The sequence below is a fragment of the Pseudomonas wayambapalatensis genome (genome assembly GCF_049942315.1).
GTDB lineage: Bacteria > Pseudomonadota > Gammaproteobacteria > Pseudomonadales > Pseudomonadaceae > Aquipseudomonas > Aquipseudomonas wayambapalatensis.
The window spans coordinates 1-15,528 of sequence record NZ_JBNFMU010000141.1 but is presented as its reverse complement, the minus strand read 5'-3'; the positions used below and the strand labels follow the sequence as shown (position 1 = coordinate 15,528).

At 63.7% G+C, this 15,528-nt stretch carries 13 protein-coding genes; 2 read left to right on the top strand and 11 right to left on the bottom strand.

The window, feature by feature from the left end:
* Positions 1 to 622: 622 nt before the first annotated feature.
* Positions 623 to 1,435 carry an SDR family oxidoreductase gene (locus tag ACPZMI_RS08805; protein ID WP_411383207.1) on the bottom strand — a complete coding sequence of 271 codons (813 nt, stop codon included), beginning with the start codon at positions 1,433 to 1,435 and terminating at the stop codon, positions 623 to 625.
* Between the two features lie 143 nt (positions 1,436 to 1,578).
* Entirely contained in the window at positions 1,579 to 2,043 is a 465-nt protein-coding gene (locus ACPZMI_RS08800) for a multidrug transporter (RefSeq protein ID WP_186718736.1), read from the bottom strand.
* 199 nt (positions 2,044 to 2,242) lie between these two features.
* Between ACPZMI_RS08800 and ACPZMI_RS08795 the strand changes: the two genes are divergently transcribed.
* Positions 2,243 to 2,680 (top strand): hypothetical protein, encoded by a 438-nt coding sequence (locus ACPZMI_RS08795; protein ID WP_411383206.1) that lies wholly within the window; start codon positions 2,243 to 2,245, stop codon positions 2,678 to 2,680.
* 181 nt (positions 2,681 to 2,861) lie between these two features.
* The gene (locus ACPZMI_RS08790) at positions 2,862 to 3,266 is read left to right on the top strand and encodes a hypothetical protein (protein ID WP_426352052.1); all 405 of its coding nucleotides are present in this window, start codon (positions 2,862 to 2,864) and stop codon (positions 3,264 to 3,266) included.
* Positions 3,267 to 3,447: 181 nt separating this feature from the next.
* Here the strand turns inward: ACPZMI_RS08790 and ACPZMI_RS08785 are convergent, their stop codons facing one another.
* From ACPZMI_RS08785 to algK, 9 genes are all read right to left on the bottom strand, one after another.
* Positions 3,448 to 4,902, bottom strand: a complete 1,455-nt coding sequence (locus ACPZMI_RS08785; protein ID WP_054894908.1) for a mannose-1-phosphate guanylyltransferase/mannose-6-phosphate isomerase — start codon at positions 4,900 to 4,902, stop codon at positions 3,448 to 3,450.
* A 35-nt stretch (positions 4,903 to 4,937) separates the two neighbouring features.
* The gene (locus tag ACPZMI_RS08780) at positions 4,938 to 5,585 is read right to left on the bottom strand and encodes an alginate O-acetyltransferase AlgF (RefSeq protein ID WP_186668142.1); all 648 of its coding nucleotides are present in this window, start codon (positions 5,583 to 5,585) and stop codon (positions 4,938 to 4,940) included.
* A gap of 17 nt (positions 5,586 to 5,602) precedes the next feature.
* The gene (locus tag ACPZMI_RS08775) at positions 5,603 to 6,760 is read right to left on the bottom strand and encodes an alginate O-acetyltransferase (RefSeq protein ID WP_426352051.1); all 1,158 of its coding nucleotides are present in this window, start codon (positions 6,758 to 6,760) and stop codon (positions 5,603 to 5,605) included.
* A 10-nt stretch (positions 6,761 to 6,770) separates the two neighbouring features.
* On the bottom strand, positions 6,771 to 8,231 hold the full coding sequence (locus ACPZMI_RS08770; protein WP_186668138.1) for an MBOAT family O-acyltransferase: 1,461 nt from the start codon (positions 8,229 to 8,231) through the stop codon (positions 6,771 to 6,773).
* A 182-nt stretch (positions 8,232 to 8,413) separates the two neighbouring features.
* Positions 8,414 to 9,517: a mannuronate-specific alginate lyase gene (locus ACPZMI_RS08765; RefSeq protein ID WP_426352050.1), complete on the bottom strand. Its 1,104-nt coding sequence runs from the start codon at positions 9,515 to 9,517 to the stop codon at positions 8,414 to 8,416.
* A 7-nt stretch (positions 9,518 to 9,524) separates the two neighbouring features.
* On the bottom strand, positions 9,525 to 10,970 hold the full coding sequence (locus ACPZMI_RS08760) for an alginate O-acetyltransferase (protein WP_186668133.1): 1,446 nt from the start codon (positions 10,968 to 10,970) through the stop codon (positions 9,525 to 9,527).
* Positions 10,971 to 10,983: 13 nt separating this feature from the next.
* Positions 10,984 to 12,543: a mannuronan 5-epimerase AlgG gene (gene algG / locus ACPZMI_RS08755; RefSeq protein WP_426352049.1), complete on the bottom strand. Its 1,560-nt coding sequence runs from the start codon at positions 12,541 to 12,543 to the stop codon at positions 10,984 to 10,986.
* An 18-nt stretch (positions 12,544 to 12,561) separates the two neighbouring features.
* On the bottom strand, positions 12,562 to 14,040 hold the full coding sequence (locus tag ACPZMI_RS08750) for an alginate export family protein (protein ID WP_426352048.1): 1,479 nt from the start codon (positions 14,038 to 14,040) through the stop codon (positions 12,562 to 12,564).
* Positions 14,037 to 15,467, bottom strand: coding sequence for an alginate biosynthesis TPR repeat lipoprotein AlgK (gene algK, locus ACPZMI_RS08745; RefSeq protein WP_426352053.1), 1,431 nt, complete (start codon positions 15,465 to 15,467; stop codon positions 14,037 to 14,039). Before algK ends, ACPZMI_RS08750 begins: the two co-directional genes overlap by 4 nt.
* Positions 15,468 to 15,528 lie beyond the last annotated feature (61 nt).

Genomic DNA, 15,528 nt, shown 5'->3' with positions numbered 1-15,528 from the left:
CCATTTCATGAATGGCAGCCATTACCAGGAGCGAGACGGGGGACTTGGGTTGGAGGAGGACCGCTTGATGGGCCACGGTTTGTGCGCAGAGTGCGTACTCGGTGGCTTGGATGATGGTGTCTTCGAGGGAGTGGTTGTTGTGGGGTGGGTCGGGGACGATCTTTAACATTACGATTTTCCTTTGCGGAGCGACCACCTGTCTGCTGTCAAACAGAAGGGTGGCAGCCGTACGTGGGTTGACAGACCGGTGAAAATCGTAAAGTTCCGGCGCACGCAAGCGTGCCCGCACGTACAGCTGCCATAAAGGACTAGCCGCATACGATTTTCCATCACAGCCTGTCAAAGCTGTGTCGTTGATGTGCAACGACGCGCCGAGACTAGAGCGCTGCCCAAGGGGCCGCAACGGAAAAAAGGCGGTGGGAGTATCTTTGGGAAATGGACTACAGGAAAGTCATATTTTCTGATTTTGGAACAATGCGCAGCGCATTGGAGACGCCAGAGATCCCAGGTACTCATGCCTGTCCCGTGTGGGCAACTGTCTTGTTCAAAATCCAAAGACCAGCCCAATCCCTGTGTGGGCGGTTCGGCGCCCCGACTTGCCCGCGAAGAATCCACTACCGCTTCAAAGCGGCCGCAACAACCCGAAGCGCTTGCGCAACACCTTGTCCAGCAACCGCTGCGGCAGTAGCCGCGCCATCAGTGGCAAGGCGGTGCTGCCATTGCCCAGCCTTACCAGCGCCGGTGTCGGCGTCTTGCGTGTGGCTGCCAGCAATCCCTGGGCGAAGGTCGCCGCCGGGGTCGGCCTGTCCTGCGAGGCGCGGGCCCTGGCCTGCACCTGCTCGCGCAGCGGCCACCACGGCGAATCCGCTGCCAGTACCTGCTCGGCTTCGTGTTGCGCATTGCTGGCGAACTGTGAAGCGATCGCCCCGGGCTGCACTTCCATCACCCGGATCCCGAACGGTGCCAGCTCCAGGCGCAGGGCGTCGCTCAGCGCATGCACGGCGGCCTTGGAGGCGCAGTAGGCGCCGGCGAACGGGGTGACCAGTACCCCCGACACGCTGCCGATATTCACCACCAGGCCTTTGGAGCGGCGCAGCAGCGGGAACAGGGCGCGGGTTACGCCGACCAGCGAGAACACATTGGTTTCGAACTGGCGCTGCAGGGCTTCGACGCCGCCGTCGAGCAGCGGGCCCATGGCGCCGTAACCGGCGTTGTTGATCAGGATGTCGAGTTCCGGCAATTCCTCGGCCAGTCGTGCCAGGGCCTGCGGGTCGTTGACGTCCAGTTGCCGGGCGACGAAGCCAGCGCTGGCGAGGCGCTCGACATCTTCAGGCTTGCGGGCGGTGGCCCAGACCTGGTGGCCGGCATCGCGGAAAGTATCGGCCAGGGCGCGGCCGATGCCGCTGGAACAACCGGTGATGAGGACGGTGGGCATGGTCAGGGTCTGCTTTCAGGTGAGGTGTGTAGCGTCTGCACCGGTCTCTTCGCGGGCAAGTCGGAGCGCCGAACCGCCGCTCCCACGGCCAAGGTATCTGTAGGAGCGGGCTTGCCCGCGAAAAGGTCGACGCGGTCGCCCGGTCAATTGGCAAATGTACCTTGCAGGTGCTCGGCACGAAACTCCAGGGTCTGCGCACGATACCCGGAGCGCAGCGGCGGCAATGGCAGACAGTCTGTCCATTCGGCACCGGGCTGCAGCTCACCGGGCCCGCGATAGCGCGGCGCGGCATAGGTGTTTTCGGCAAGGTTGACCGTATCGCCGGGGGCGTAGGCGGCAACCCGCCAGCGCAGTTCGGTGAGCGGTGCCTTGTTGCCGTTTTTCATCCGCACTTGCAGGGCGCGGTCGGCGGGGCATTGGTCAGGCGCATAGCTCAGGCGCAGATCGAGGCGGGCCAGTTGCGAGGCCTCGCGGCTGTCCTGCCAGACCACGAACAGCGCGACCAGGCCGAGGCCGCACACGGCGGCCATGGAAATCGGCAGGGCCTTGGCCGGGTAGCGCAGCAGCAGGACCAGCCAGGTGAGGATGAGAAAGGCGCCGATGATCATGTGCGCAGATTCCGTGCAAGGATCTGCCCATCTTGGCGGCAGTGGCGCCAAGTCGCAAGAAGGCTGTCTGCCTGACCATCCGCCACGTTTGGTAAACCTGGTATTTTTGTCAGGTTCGCGTTCACGTAGATATTGATAGTCTCTTGATCGTTGTCGCGCACTTTCCAACAGCGACTGAGCGACAGGAGAAGCCTACATCATGAATGAGGATATTCTGAAAATTGATCAGGTGAGCACGATCACGGCGGGTAAGAAGTACGAGATCACCATCACCTATGGCGAAGGCGGGGAGCCAGGAAAAGAGGTTCTGCAATTTACCGAATCTTGGGTGACCAGTGATCGAGGTGAAGTTGAAGTCATCGGCACCTTCCCGGACCGAAAGAAATGGTTGTCGCTAGCCATGACCACTGGCTTCTCTAGCACTCCGAGGACAGTCGAGGTCAATCGCTTCACTGGCCTCATGGGTAGTCGGGGAGAAGTACGTCCCTCTGTGCACAATATCGAGGGCGCCGTTGAGGGCTTCGTCAATGGTCGAAATTTTGCGCGGTGCACATCTTTCAAGTTTCGTGCCCAGACCTTGTTGGGCCAGCAAGTGGTGGTTGAAGGCGTCTTTGATGTCGAGACCACTAAAGACTGAGTGACATACGTTCCCCGTGCGTCAGACGAGCTTCGGACCCAGGCCGTGCGTCTGGCCACAGTTCAATGTAGACCAGGGCATCTTGCAAGCAGAATACCGACACAGGCTATTAACTTTGCTAGTTGTAGAGGTATTGTGCCGAGCTAAGTTGCGAGTGCTGTTTTTCTCAGGAGAGTTTCTCATGATCGCAAAACATAAAGTCACAGAAGTGAAAGTTGATTCTAGCTATTTTAAGGGTGTGTTGACTCGTGAGCTTGATGGCGAGGTAGAGAAAACATACGAAGTCGATATTCGCAGAGTGAGTGTCTATGACTTTGATGATGAGAGGACCGTTGAGGCTAGGGATGATTCCGGCGGCATCGTTTTGACTTTTGTGTATAACCCTGAGTCACCGGAACGCACGAATATTCTAAATATGGAAATCGACAATCGCGATTTGCCCTATGCGTACGGAGAAGAGGGTACGATTTTCGATTTGGTCAGTACGCCAAACGAATTTTCCTGCCGTCTCTTTACGGCGCCGCTGAGAGGCGATGGAACCGGCACGCTATCATTTGCAGGTCGTTTTCACGTTGATCTTGCCTGAGCGACAGGTCGGCTTTCCGCGCTCGGGCCTGATATTCAATGAGCCTGATTGATGTATCAACGATCCTCGATATACAGCCTCGCTCCCATTACCGAACGGAAAGGTTTGAACAGAACATCGCAGGGCACGCCACAGCGGTAATGTACCTCTCTCACTTGCCCCGCGATGGTACTTGCTCAAATTACTGCGCGATGGTCTTCACCGAAACCCCACGCTCCACCGGCGTGGACGTGCGCCCATACACATCCTCGAAGCGCTCGATATCATCCTCGCCCAGGTAGCTCCCGGACTGCACTTCGATGATCTCCAGCGGGATCTTGCCGGGGTTGCGCAAGCGGTGCACCGAGGCAATCGGGATGTAGGTCGACTGGTTCTCGGTCAGCAGGAACACGTTCTCGTCGCAGGTCACCTCGGCGGTGCCGCTGACCACGATCCAGTGCTCGGCGCGGTGGTGGTGCATCTGCAGCGACAGGCTGGCGCCGGGCTTGACGGTAATGTGCTTGACCTGGAAGCGTCCGCCCATGTCCACCGAGTCGTAGGAACCCCATGGGCGGTACACCTCGAGGTGGTTCTGGGTCTCGCTGCGGCCTTGCTGGTCGAGGGTGTTGACCAGTTGCTTGACGCCCTGGACCTTGTCCTTGTGGGCGATCATCATCGCGTCCTTGGTCTCGACCACGACGATGTTCTCAAGGCCGATCACCGACACCAGCTTGCCGTTGCCGTGGATCATGCAGTTGTGGCTGTCCTGCACCACCACATCGCCCTTGGTGACATTGCCGTTGTCGTCCTTCTCGTGCACGTCCCACAGCGACGACCAGCAGCCCACGTCGCTCCAGCCGGCCGACAGCGGCACTACGCAGGCACGCTGGGTCTTTTCCATCACCGCGTAGTCGATGGAGTTGTCCGGGCAGCAGGCGAAGGTGGCTTCGTCGATGCTCAGCACATCGGCCTCTTCGTCGCTGCGCTCCAGGGCCAGCAGGCAGGTGTCGTAGATGTCCGGGTCATGCTTTTTCAACTCCTCGAGGAAGCGGCTGGCGCGGAACAGGAACATGCCGCTGTTCCAGAAGTAGCCCCCCGCGCGGACGAACTCGTTGGCGCGTTTCTCATCGGGTTTTTCGACGAACTGCGCGACCCGCGCCACGCCCTCGGGCAGCAGGGCGTCCTGGCTGGAGCGGATGTAGCCGTAGCCGGTCTCGGGCTTGGTCGCCGGCACGCCGAACAGCACCATCTCGCCGCGCTCGGCCGCCACGGTGGCCAGGGCCAGGGCGCGTTGCAGGGCTTTCTGGTCCTCGATCACGTGGTCGGCGGGCAGCACCAGCATCAGCTCGTCGCGGCCCTCATTGACCAGCTTCATCGCAGCCATCGCCACCGCCGGCGCGGTGTTGCGGCCGAAGGGTTCCATGAGAATGGCCTGGGTTTCGAGCTTCAGGCCCGCCAACTGCTCCTGGACGATGAACTTGTGGTCCTTGTTGCAGACCACGATGGGGGTGTCCATGCCCTCGAACACCAGGCGCTGGAGGGTCTGCTGGAACAGTGTGTGTTCGCCGGTCAACGCCAGGAACTGCTTGGGGAACTGCTTGCGCGACAGAGGCCACAGACGCGAACCGCTACCACCAGAAAGAATTACCGGGATCATCATGTTTCTCCAATAGTCGTTTAGAGGCAGGGGGATCAGTTGCTAGCCACGGGGCGAGTTACCCACACCGGCGACAAGCTGTTGCCGGAACCGGTGACATACAGCACGGCCGCTTCGCCGCGCTCCAGGGCGACGGGTTTGACGTCGCTGACTTTCTTGTTGCCGTCGAACAGGGCCAGGTTGACCTTGACCGGATTGATTTCACGCTCGCCGCGCCCCTTGGCGGCCACCGCCTTGACCACTTCGGTCTTGCCGTCGGCAGTCTTCAGGGTCAGCGACTGGTCGCTGAGGTTCTGCACGCGCACCAGCGCTTTTTGCTTGTTCTTGAACGGTGGCTCCTCGATCAGTTGCGGGTTGCCAGCGTTGTTGTTGACCAGGGTGTAGTACGTGTCCGAGGCCAGCTTGACCGGCACGCTCTTGCCGCCGACCTGGGCGGTGTAGTCGCCGCCGGGCAGGAAGCTGAAGTCGCTGCTGGCCTGGGCTCCGACCTGCTTGATCTGGGTATTGCCGACCGAGGCTGCGGTGGGCGCGGAGCTTGCGTTGTACAGGCGCACGAAGGTCGAGCCTTTCGGGGCGCTAGGGCCATAGAGTGCAGCGTCGGCACCGGCGAAGGCCTGCAGCGAAGCCAGGGAAAGGCCGGCCGCGAGGGTGAGGGCTTTGGCGATGGATGGCTTGTGAGTCATGTGCGTGTTCCTCTCTTTCAGTGGTCCGTCCGGTTGGACGAAAGGGCCAGGTTTTCTTCGGATTTACGGGTGTTCTTCAGTTGCGCGATCCACTGCGGATCGAAGCTGCTGAGGTCGTTCTTCATGGGCAGATAGCGCTCGGGGAACTCCCACACCACGACCTGTGGCGGGGCGTTCTTGAAGGCGTCGCTCTGCAGGTACTTGAGCATCGGCAGCAGCGGACCGTGGCCGTCCTCGGCGTAGTTGGCGACGTCGCTGTGCAGCGCCTGCTGCAGGGCGCCGAGGAAGTTCCAGTGCGGGTTGGCGCTGTAGCTGGTGCCCACCAGCGCCACCGGGATGGCGCTGTCGGCGAACAGCGCGTCATCGCCCTGGCCTTCGCTTTGCGCCGGGCGGGTGGTGCGCTGCTGCAGGTTGTCCGGGGGGGGCAGCAAGTTGTTGAACAGCGGGTCGAGCGGCAGGAAGTTGGTCAGGTCGCCTTTGTATGGCGCAGTCTTGCCCGCCTCGGTGATGTAGGCCTGAGGTTCGGTTTCGAGCAGTTGCTGGCGCTTCACGCCCTCGGCGATCGCCTGGGCGACCACTTCGGCGCCCATGGGCGTCCAGTGGGTGTCGGTACGCAGGAACACCTGGCCGCGGGCCTTGGCCTTCTCCAGCGGGGCCAGCAGGTCGGGGGCGAACACGTTGGCCTGGCGGGCCTGGGCGTGGAACTGGTTGAACAGGTCCGCATGCAGGCTGGCAGGTGCCTGCTTGCCGAGGTATTCGTCATAGACGCGTGCCTTGGCTGGCACGATCGCCAGCACCAGCTGGATGTTCTGGCGCTGCAGGGTGTCGCGTACGCCGCGAATCAGCGCCAGGTTGTCCTGCATCAGGTGGTCGGCATTGGCGGTGGGGTTGAACTCTTCATCGCTGAACAGCCACTGGTCGCGGCCCAGCACCACGCCGGGGCGGCCTTCGTTGAACAGCTTGAAGTCCAGTGCGGCCCAGAGGTTGGTGCCCAGGCGCTTGATCGGGAACTGGTCGTCGTAGTGGGTTTCGGCGGCCTTGGCCAGCTTGCCGTCGAGCAGGGTCATCTGCCCGGTGCGGTTGAAGCTGTCCAGGCCACCGACCGACCAGGCGCCCAGGCCCACCAGCAGGCCGAGGAACGACAGCGAATAGGTGATGCGAAGTGTGCGGTTCATGTCATCCACCTCAGAACTGGAAGTACAGGAACGGCGAGTAGCTCTGCGCCGAAAGCTTGAGGATCGAGGCCACGAACAGCAGCAGCACCAGGGCCCGGGTCATGACCCGGGTCCAGTCCAGGCTCAGCGTGCCGTCGCCATGTACTTGCGCCGGAATGCGCGGGGCGGCCGGTGGCGTTGCGTTGCGGTAGAAGTCGCGCAGGCCGAAGAACGCCAGGGTCAGGTAGGCGACGATCAGCGTGGCCACCTGCAGGCCGGTGAGCTGGGCGCGGTTGAGTTCCGACAGTTGCCACTGGCCGAAGCTGAACATGGCGCCGTACATGCGCCCGGCCACTTCGAGGTTTTCGGCGCGGAAGATCACCCAGCCGACCACCACCAGCAGGAAGGTGAAGGCCCACTTGACCGGGTTGAAGCGCTGCGGGTTGGTGTCGATACCCAGCGCCCGTTCGATTGCCAGCCACATGCCGTGCCAGGCACCCCAGATGATGTAGGTGAAGTTGGCGCCGTGCCACAGGCCGCCCAGCAGCATGGTCAGGAACAGGTTGCGGTAGGTGGCGAAGGTGCCTTTGCGGTTGCCGCCCAGGGTGATGTACAGGTAGTCGCGCAGCCAGGTCGACAGGCTGATGTGCCAGCGCCGCCAGAACTCGGTGATCGACTGGCTGATGTAGGGCTGCTTGAAGTTCTCCATGAAGCGAAAGCCCATCATCAGGCCCAGGCCGATGGCCATGTCGCTGTAGCCGGAGAAGTCGAAGTACAGCTGCGCGGTGTAGGCCAGCGCGCCCAGCCAGGCATCGCCTGTGGTGGGGTTCTGCAGGGCGAAGCAGTGGTCGGCGACCACCGCCAGGGTGTCGGCGATGAACACTTTCTTGATGAAGCCCTGCATGAAGCGAGTGCAGCCTTCGGAGAACTTGTCCAGGGTGTGGGTGCGGTTGTTGAACTGATCGACCAGGTCCTTGAAGCGCAGCACGGGGCCGGCGATCAGGTGCGGGAAGATCGCCACGAACGCGGCGAAGTCGATCAGGTTGCGCGTGGCCGGGGTGTCGCCGCGGTACACGTCGATGATGTAGCTGATCGACTCGAAGATATAGAACGAGATACCGATCGGCAGCAGCACATGGGTGAGGATGAACGGCTCAAGGCCGAACGAGGTGATGATCGCGTTGAGGCTGTCGACACCGAAGTTGGCGTACTTGAAGTAGCCGAGGATCGCCAGGTCCACGCCCACGCCCAGCAGCAGCCAGCGCTGGGCCGGCTTGGTGCGCACGCCGGCGGCGCCGACTTTCAGGCCGATCCAGTAGTTCCACAGGGTGACGCCAGCGAACAGCGCCAGGAAGTCTACCCGCCACCAGGCGTAGAAGATGTAGCTGGCCACCAGCAACAGCAGGTTGCGATAGCGGTTCCCGCTCAGGTAGTACAAGCCGAGGAAAACCGGCAAGAACAGGAACAGGAACACGTTGGACGAGAAGACCATCCCGGTTCTCCTTTTTGTTCACAGCATCCGGGGCACAGCGCCCCCCAAACCCCCCACGAAAATGCGGGGGATCACCTTGGTCCCTGTGGGAGCGGGCTTGTCCCGCGATTGCGTCAGTCGATTCGCCGGTGTTGTCCAGTCGGACGCAATCGCGGGACAAGCCCGCTCCCACAGGGGTCACTTCATTTTTTGCTTTCCGCGCTCGGGTCGTAGACCCGGGTCATGTCGCCCCCCATGCGGAAGCTGTTGAACGGCTGCATGTCGTGCTTGCGCTCGAGGGTGTCGCCGACGCACTGGTACAGCGCGCACCAGGGCTCGAGCCAGGCGTACTTGCTGTCGACCTTGAGGTCCTTGAGGTCTTGCTTGACCCCCGCGCGCTCGGCGAAGTGCACCGGATCGCGGGCACCGGCCAGCACGCCTTCGCCCAGACGCTGCAGGGCGAAGTTGTTTTCCTTGCGCAGGTCCACGCCGTTGGCCTGGGCGAAGCTGGCGATCATCGCCAGCGGCGGCAGGGCGTAGTTGTGGTAGGCCAGCGCGCGCTGGCGACGCTTGACCTCGTTGGGCAAGAAGCCCTGGTCGTCGACCTGGTTGGCGCCGACCTTGTATTCCTTCACTGCCCAGTCGAACAGGTCGCGCCGGTCGGTCGCCACTGCCGTGGCCATCACTGACCAGGCCGCCCAGTAGCTATGGTTGTTGATCTTCTCCAGCGGCAGGTCGCTCCAGTCGCGTACGGTCTGGGTCGCCAGCTTGGCGAGCCACTTCTCGATCAGCTCGGCCTCGGCCTGGTGCGCGGCCAGTGGCTGGGAGTTGGAGAACTTCAGGCGCAGCCACGAGCCGCTCATGCTGCCCAGCGCCCATTTGCGCATGGACTTGCCGGTGTGGTTGAAGTCGGTGGACTCCAGCGCATCGGCGCGTGCCCAGGTGCCGAGCCAGGTCAGCACGCAATCGAGCTGGGCCGGGCGACCGTCGCGCATGTACTGGCCGACCATCTTGCTGACGCCCTTCTCCAGGGTGGTGATATCGGCAGTGGAGTCGCGGAAGGCTTTTTCAGAGGCGACGTTGAGCGTTGCCCGGGCCTTGTCCGAGCCCTCGTACTTGCTGCGAAACTGCAGCGCGCCGGTGTAGGGCTTGGGCGCGGCTTCGCAGGTGAAGTTGCCGTCGCTGGTCTTGAGTTTCTCGATGCCCTCGTAGTAACCCTGCGGGGGCACCAGCGCAGCCTGCGCGGCACCTCCGAACAGGGCCAGCGCGAGCAGGGCGGGGCTGAAGGTTCGCTTCGTTGTCGTCATGTTCGCCTCACTGGCCGGCTTGCGCGGTGTTGCGCGCGCTGCCGGCGAAGTTGTTGCGTTTGCAGAGCTTGGCCTCGACTTTCTGGGTGCCGTTTTCCGGACCCTGGACTTCCAGGGCCAGCAGGTTCTGGCTGGCCCAGTCTTCGTCCTCGCGCATCTGGAAGACGAAGCGTCCGTCGGTGTCGGAGGTCTCGGGTTTTTCGATCTTGATGTCCTCGTGGCGGCCGTTCAGGTACCAGAGGGTGGCCTGCAGGACCTTGACCGAGGTGTCCTCGAAACGGATGTCGAGCTGGTGATTGCGGTTGACCAGGTCTTTGATCACGCCGCCCTTGCCGTTGACCATCAGCTCGTTCTTGCCTGGCTTGAGTGTGGTGCTGGCGCTCATTTGCGCCGGGCGGTCGTCGCAGCCGTCGTCGAGCAGTCCGAGGATCTGCCGCCAGATGGTTTCCTGATCGAGGCGGTACAGCGGCGAGAACTCCCAGATCAGGATCTTCGGCGGGTTCTTGTGGAATTCTTCGCTGCCCAGGTACTGGATCATCGAGCCTTCCAGGCCGCCACCGGGGAAGGCGACGTTGAGCACGTCGGCGCCGATGTACTGCTCCAGGAAGCCCGAGAAGTTGTAGTTCTTGCCGCTGTGGCTGGTGCCGACCAGGGTGATCTGCGCGTTGCCCGAGTCGCCGAACAGGTCGTCGCCGCCACTGGCGCCACCCTTGGGCTCGGTGGCGAACTGGTCCATGTACTGCACCGCGTAGCTGGTGCCGCACAGCTGCCCGGCGACGTTGTGCAGGGTGCCGGTCTTGCCCATGCGCCCGGATTTCCGGGTCTCGAATTCCTTGCGTGGAATGCCCTCGAAAGCCGGCATCTGGTGCACGGTGTCGGCCACGATCTTCGCTGCGCGCTGGGCGCCGTAGGGCGTCCAGTGCTGGTCGCCGCGGAAGTAGAAGTCCTTGCCCTGGTCGGCGGCGGCGAGCTGCTCGTTGGTCAGGGGCGAGAGGTCGGGCACGTTGTAGCCCATCCGGGCGAAGCGCTGCAGCATCGCCTGGTAGTTGTGCAGGGCCTTCTGGTAGTCGAAGGCGGCCTTTTCCTCGGGCTTGAGCATGTTGCGGTTCACCAGGCCACGGGTCGGCTGGTAGACCACCACCAGCTCCACGCCGCGTTTCTTGAAGGCATCGTGCACCTGCTGCAGGCGCTTGTAGCCGCCGGGTGTGGTGTCGAATTCGGTGCGCAGGTCTTCGCGGGTACGGAACAGCCAGTCGCCCTGGGCCTGCACCAGGGTGGTGAAGTTCTGCTGGTAGCGGGTGGTGTAGCGGCTGGCGTCGTGGGCCTCGGGGCACAGCTGGCAGCACGGCTCGGCGCTGAAGCTCGGTGGCTGCACGTCGTCGGCGCGCACGCCCTGGCTGATGGCCAGGAGGGCGGCGGACAGGCCGAGCAGTTTCATCAGGTGTGGGGTCATGGTCTGGGCTTCCTTAATCGATCATTTCGGTCTGGCGTTCGACCGGGTCGATCAGCACGGCCTTCTGCTGGCGTACCAGCAGGTCGAGGATTTCGTCCTGGCGCTCGCCGAGCACGCCGTTGAGGCTGATGCCGCTGGACTTGCGCGGGGCGAGCATGGAGACCTTGTACAGCTCCACCGACAGCGGCGAGTCGATCGACAGCGGGCCGGAGCCATTGGCCGCCAGCTCGCCGCCAACCACGATCAGCGAGACCTTGGTGTCGAACGGGTCCAGGGCGATGTCGCGGTCGGTGTCGGAGAGGTCCTTGATGTGCCCGTACACCCCGACCAGGCCGTTGGCCATGGCGATGTTTTCGTACAGGCGGATGTTCACGCTGTTGCGTACGCGGATGCCGTGGCGACGGTTGTTGATCAGCTTGTTGCCCCAGATCAGGTTGTCGCCGCTCTCGTAGAGGGTGATGCCGTCGGTGTGGTTGCGGTAGATCTCGTTGTAGGCGATCAGGTTGTTGACGCTGTTACGGTCGATCACCACGCCCGAGAGCTTGTTGTCGTAGCTTTTGTTGTTGATGATCCAGCTGTCGTTGACCTCACGCGAGACGATGATCCCGTGCTTCTTCTTGGTGCCGTACACGGTATTGCCGGCAATGATCAGGCGGTGCGAGCGGTCGTGCGGGTCGATGCCGTAGACGATGTTGTCGCGGTAGGTCGAGTCCTTGACCACGAAGTCGCGGGTCTCGTAGCAGTAGAAGCCGTACCACATGTCGCTGAACTCCGAGCCGATGATCCAGCCGGTCGGTTCGGGGCGGCCCATCTGCTTGGCCATGTTGGGGGTGTACTGCGAGATGCTCACGCCATACGACTTGGACTTGGCATAGCCGAAGCTGGCCATCTTGCTGTTGACGATGTAGGTCTCGGTGCCGCCCCAGCTGAGCAGGAACGGGCGGAATTCCTTGGGCGAACGGAAGGTTGCCGGGCCGTTGGCCTGCTCGCGCCAGCCGGTGACCTGGGTATCGCTGACGAACAGCTTGCCGTCGTTGACGATGAACGAGCCGCCCTCCTGGGACAGGCGCAGTTCCTTGACCTTGCCGTCGATCTCCAGCACGCCCTTGCGTCCGACCACGATCGGCAGGCGCGCCAGGTACACGCCCGGCGAGGTTTCGCGCAGGTATTGGGCAGGCACCTTCTTGCTCAGTTCGACCAGGTCGACATGCCCGTCATCGACGAAGATCGCCTGGGGGATGCCGTGCTGGCGCTGGACCCACTCGGCGGCCTTGTTGTCGCCGCCGATGAATTCCTTGAGCGACTCTTCCTGGAGCATGCGGCGCACGCTGACCTTGCCCTTGTGGCGGCGGTCGATCTTCTGTTGCACGGCCTGCGCGGTGTAGCCGGAGAGGTCGGGCAGCTTGGGCGGATCCATCTGCAGCGGCTCGATCGGCGCGCTGGCGACGGTGTAGGTCTTGGCCTGTTGCAGCTCCTTGGCGATCACCGCCGGCTGGGCGGCGGCGGCCATGCCGCTGGCCAGCAGCAGGGCGCCGGCGAGCAGGCTGTGGCGGAGGTTCGGGTGTAGGTTCATAACGGTCTTCTCCCGGCCTCAGAAGCGCCAGATCACGTCGACGAAGGCGCGGTGCATGTACGAGTCCGCTTCCTTGCCATAGGCATCGCCGGGCTTGAACACACCGGCGCGTAGGCGTACCAGGGCCGACGGCTCGTCGATCGACTGGCTCAGCGAGGCGGGCAGCAGGCCCTGCTTGAAGTACTTGGTGACCACCACGTCCATCTCCTGGCCCAGGTCCTTCTCGCCGTTGATCAGCGGACGGTTGATGCCATCGTCGTTGACCACCGCATTGATGCCGCTGGAGCCGATGTTCTGGTTGCCATCGACGCGCCAGAACTTGTGGTAGATGAAGCTTGCGTCGTAGTCGTCGCGCAGTTGCCAGGAGGCGAACAGGGTCGCGGCCTGCAGGTTGCCCAGCTCGCCGCGGAAGGCCTCGCCGAAGCGGTGCACGCGCGAGCGGGTGCCGGTGAAGTTGGAGCGGTTGCTCTCAAGGCCGGTCTGCTCGAAGTTGTTCGAGCCATCGCTGCCGCCACCACCGCTGCCACGGGCATAGGCCGCGCCGACCTGCCACTGCGGGTCGAGGCGCAGGCGGATACCGAGGTCGGTGGCCCAGGCATTGACGTCGCCGCTCTGCTTGCCGGTGGCGATCTGGTCTTCGCCCACCAGTTGGCTGCTGAGGCTGTCGCGATTGCCGGTCAGCCAGGTGACGCTGCCCCAGTAGTTGATGGTGTGGTCGTTGCGCCAGTTGTAGGCGTCGCTGTTGGCCTCGAGACCCAGCCAGGTGAGGTCGCCGGTGCGGGTCTTGTCGAGGGCATCGACGGTCTCGCCGGGGTTCTTCAGGCTGCCGCTGTCATGGGTATGGTGGGCGCGCAGGCCGACCCAGTGGCCGGGTGTCCACTGCGTGGCGATGTTGCCGTAGACGTGCGTGCGGTCCTTGTCTTCGGGGGCCAGCTCAGTGAGGTCGGTGCGGTATTCGCTGAAGCGTTGGGCGACACCGAGGTCGGCCTTGAGCAGGGTGGTGTCGAAGCTCCAGTTCAGCGCCTCGATGTTGGTGTCGCGCCACATGCCGTCGTCGCTGCGCAGGCGCTGGCGGCCGAAGCGCAACTGTTCGCCGGGGTAGGGCGTGAAGCCGCTGTAGCCGATCCAGAATTCGCGCAGGGCCAGGTAGCTCTTGTCGGGCTTGCGGCTGTCGTCGCCGGTGTCGACGGCGGTGCCGTCGTCGTTCTGGCGCAGGGTGTCGGTTTCGATGATGTCGGTGGCAGTCACCGCCTGGCCCATGGCGAAGGCGCTCCAATTGCCGCGCTCGCCGTACACCCAGGGACGCAGGTCCAGGCCCAGGCCGTTGACGTCGCCGCCGGAGCGGGTGCCCAGGTCACGGTCGTCCTCGGACTGGCCGGTGACCTTCACATCCAGGCCGAAATTCTTCACCGCGGTTTCCGCGGCCAGGCTCGGCAGCGACCACAGCAGGGCGAAGCTCAGGCCGATGCCGGCTTTCACGAAGGGGTTGAGCGTCATAGCGAGTCCTCGGCGTCTACGTCTTTCTCGTCTTTCTCGTCTTGCAGGGCGTCCAGGGCCAGCGGGCTGTTGCTGGCCTGGAGCATCCCGGCGCGCGCCTTTTTCTCCTGCTCCAGCAGGCGCTGGGCCTGGCTGCGCTGGTCGGGCGTGAGTTGCTGGTCGAGTTGCTGCAGCAGTTCGCTGGACTGCGGCGTCGGGTTGACCTGGGCGAGCTGGGCGAATACCCAGGCGTTGCCGGTGTTCTGGCGGATGCCGTGGCCTTCGCTGTAGAGCTGGGCCAGGGCGTAGTCGGCACTGAGCTGGCCGCCACGGGCGGCACTGAGCAGGTGGTCGACGGCCTTCTGCGGCTCGACATGGCCCAGGTAGCCGCGGCGGTAGAGCTGGCCGAGGTAGTAGTGGGCGCTGATTTCGCCGGCGTCGGCGGCGGCCTGCAGGTGTTGCTCGGCTTTCACGGCATCGGCCGGGACGGTCTTGCCTTCGTAGTAGAGGCGGCCCAGCAGCAGCTCGGCGCGTGGCTGCTCGGCTTTGCGGCCCTTGTCGATGTAGGCCATCAACTGGTCGGTGTCGCCCAGTTCGGGGAAGTCGTAGAGCAGTTGCGCAAGGCTGACCCAGGATGCCGGGTTGGCCGGGGCGACGTGTTCGAGCAGGTCCTTGGCGGTTTTTTCGTCGGTCTGGCCGAGGCTGCGGTCGGCGAGCACGCGGGCGACGCTGTCGACCCGTGTCGCAGGCACCGCGTTGCGGGCATAGGCGGCCTTGAGCTGGTCGAGCAGGGCGGCCTGCTGGTCGGGTTGGGCGCGCTTCTGGTAGACCGTGGCCAGCTCCACGTAGCAGATGTCAGTGGTGTTCAGCGCGGCCTTGCAGATCTTCTCCACCTCGCCCAGGTGCTGGTCGTAGGTGCCTTGGGTGCGGTACAGCAGCACCTGGGCCAGGCCCGCCTCGGGGTTGCCAGCGGCGCGCCATTGGTCGATCTGTTGCTGGGCATTGATGTTCGGGAAGCTCTGTGGGTACTGCAGGTAGAGCATCGCCAGCGGGATCAGGGTGTTGCCCTCACCTTGCCTGGCCGCGAGCTTGAGCAGGGTTTCGGCCTCCTCGCGTTCGGCCTGGGTGCTGTCGGGCTTGGCCACCAGCAGGCGGCCCAGGCGTGCCTGGGCACGTGGCGAGGAGGCGGCCGCGGCGCGGTAGGTGGCTTCGGCCTGCTTGAGCTGGGCCGGGTCGCGGGTGCCGACCTGGATATCGGCCAGGCCCACCTGTGCGTCGCTGTAGCCCAGGTCGGCGAGTGCCTTGTAGTTGGCCTCGGCGGTGGCGGTGTCGCCACGTTTGAGGGCCTCGTTGGCCAGGCGCTGGTCAGGCAGGCCGACGCAGCCGGCCAGGGTGATGGCCAGCACGCAGAGCCCGAGAACCTTGTGGGAGCGGGCTTGCCCGCGAATGGCCGGGAGCTGCGATGAAGGTGTGCCTGCTGGCCCCTTCGCGGGCAAGCCCGCTCCCACA

Bases quoted from the DNA above. Each gene is read 5' to 3' on its own strand.
- ACPZMI_RS08805 (WP_411383207.1), bottom strand. From the start codon at position 1,435: ATGCCCACCGTCCTCATCACCGGTTGTTCCAGCGGCATCGGCCGCGCC.
- ACPZMI_RS08800 (WP_186718736.1), bottom strand. From the start codon at position 2,043: ATGATCATCGGCGCCTTTCTCATCCTCACCTGGCTGGTCCTGCTGCTG.
- ACPZMI_RS08795 (WP_411383206.1), top strand. From the start codon at position 2,243: ATGAATGAGGATATTCTGAAAATTGATCAGGTGAGCACGATCACGGCG.
- ACPZMI_RS08790 (WP_426352052.1), top strand. From the start codon at position 2,862: ATGATCGCAAAACATAAAGTCACAGAAGTGAAAGTTGATTCTAGCTAT.
- ACPZMI_RS08785 (WP_054894908.1), bottom strand. From the start codon at position 4,902: ATGATCCCGGTAATTCTTTCTGGTGGTAGCGGTTCGCGTCTGTGGCCT.
- ACPZMI_RS08780 (WP_186668142.1), bottom strand. From the start codon at position 5,585: ATGACTCACAAGCCATCCATCGCCAAAGCCCTCACCCTCGCGGCCGGC.
- ACPZMI_RS08775 (WP_426352051.1), bottom strand. From the start codon at position 6,760: ATGAACCGCACACTTCGCATCACCTATTCGCTGTCGTTCCTCGGCCTG.
- ACPZMI_RS08770 (WP_186668138.1), bottom strand. From the start codon at position 8,231: ATGGTCTTCTCGTCCAACGTGTTCCTGTTCCTGTTCTTGCCGGTTTTC.
- ACPZMI_RS08765 (WP_426352050.1), bottom strand. From the start codon at position 9,517: ATGACGACAACGAAGCGAACCTTCAGCCCCGCCCTGCTCGCGCTGGCC.
- ACPZMI_RS08760 (WP_186668133.1), bottom strand. From the start codon at position 10,970: ATGACCCCACACCTGATGAAACTGCTCGGCCTGTCCGCCGCCCTCCTG.
- algG (WP_426352049.1), bottom strand. From the start codon at position 12,543: ATGAACCTACACCCGAACCTCCGCCACAGCCTGCTCGCCGGCGCCCTG.
- ACPZMI_RS08750 (WP_426352048.1), bottom strand. From the start codon at position 14,040: ATGACGCTCAACCCCTTCGTGAAAGCCGGCATCGGCCTGAGCTTCGCC.